This window comes from Corynebacterium sp. MSK039 (genome assembly GCF_030232315.1).
In the GTDB taxonomy this organism is placed as follows: Bacteria; Actinomycetota; Actinomycetes; order Mycobacteriales; family Mycobacteriaceae; genus Corynebacterium.
Genome location: NZ_JASPJL010000032.1, coordinates 1 through 1,384, shown reverse-complemented (window position 1 = coordinate 1,384; position 1,384 = coordinate 1). Strand labels below are relative to the sequence as shown.

At 58.2% G+C, this 1,384-nt stretch carries 1 protein-coding gene; it reads left to right on the top strand.

Going from position 1 to position 1,384, the window contains the following annotated elements:
- Positions 1-56: 56 nt before the first annotated feature.
- The coding region (locus QP997_RS09685) for an IS256 family transposase (protein ID WP_284846999.1) at positions 57-1,384 on the top strand (1,328 nt) is incomplete at its 3' end.

Sequence of the window (1,384 nt, the reverse complement as noted above, 5' to 3'; positions counted from 1 at the left end):
GAGGGTGTCAGGAAGTTTGTGTGTGAGGCTCTGATCTAGAAGGAGTTTCATCGATAATGACTACGGTGTCACCGAAGAAAAACCATGACCCGGCAAAGGTCAATGAGATCAGCGAGAAGCTGATGGAAAATCCTGAGCTCGCCAGCTTGATCAGCGAGCTGTCGGCTTCCGCTGATGATGCAAGCGAGCTGGTCAAAGGCCTGCTGCAGGCATCGATCAACGCTGGTCTGCAGGCGGAGATGGATGCGCATTTGGGCTATAGCCATTCTGACCGCAAGACGAAAGCCCAAGTCGAATCCGCACAGGGCAACAATCACCGCAATGGGTCGTACACCAAGACCGTCAATTCTGGCTACGGCGCGTTGGACGTGACCGTGCCCAGGGATCGTGCCGGCACGTTTACTCCCCGGATGGTGCCCAAGGGTGCACGCCGGCTCACAGAACTCGACGACATGATCGTCTCGCTATACGCCGGCGGGATGACAGTGCGCGATATCCAGCATCACCTCGTGACCACGCTCGGGGTGGATATGAGTCCGGATACGATCAGCACCATTACCGATGCGGTGTTAGACGAGGTCATGATCTGGCAAAACCGTCAGCTCGACGAGTTTTACCCGGTGATCTTCCTCGACGCGCTACGCGTCAAGATCCGTGACGGGCACCGCGTGGTCAACAAGTCCTGCTATATGGCGGTTGGTGTCGACATGGACGGCATCAAGCACATCCTGGGATTGTGGATCGCTGAAAATGAAGGTGCCGCATTCTGGGCATCGGTGTGCGCGGATCTGGCCAACCGCGGTGTCCAGGACGTGTTCATTGTCTGCTGCGACGGGCTCAAAGGCTTGCCGGAAGCCGTGGAAGCCACCTGGCCGAATTCCATGGTGCAGACCTGTATCGTGCACCTGATTCGGGCTGCGAACCGGTGGGTGTCGTATCAGGACCGCAAAGGTGTCTCCCGGGCGCTGCGTGAGGTCTACACGGCCACAAACGAGGACACCGCCCGTGCCGCCTTGGATGCGTTCGAGGCCAGTGAACTGGGCCGGAAATACCCGCAGTCGGTCAAAGTTTGGCGCGACGCTTGGGAGCGGTTCGTGCCGTTTTTACAGTTTCCGCCGGCGGCACGCCGGGTGCTCTACACCACGAATTCGATCGAGTCGCTGAATGCTGAACTGCGGAAAGCTACCCGTAACCGCGGGCAATTCCCGAACGATACCGCGGCGCTGAAGACGCTTTGGTTGATGATCTGCAACATCGAAGACAAGCGCGCTGCGCAGCGAGCCAAGAAAGCGAAGCGCGACGTTGAGTGCAACGGCTATATTGAAGGAGCGAAAGCCACCGGGTGGAAACAAGCCATCAACCAACTAGCCGTGGCTTACCCCGA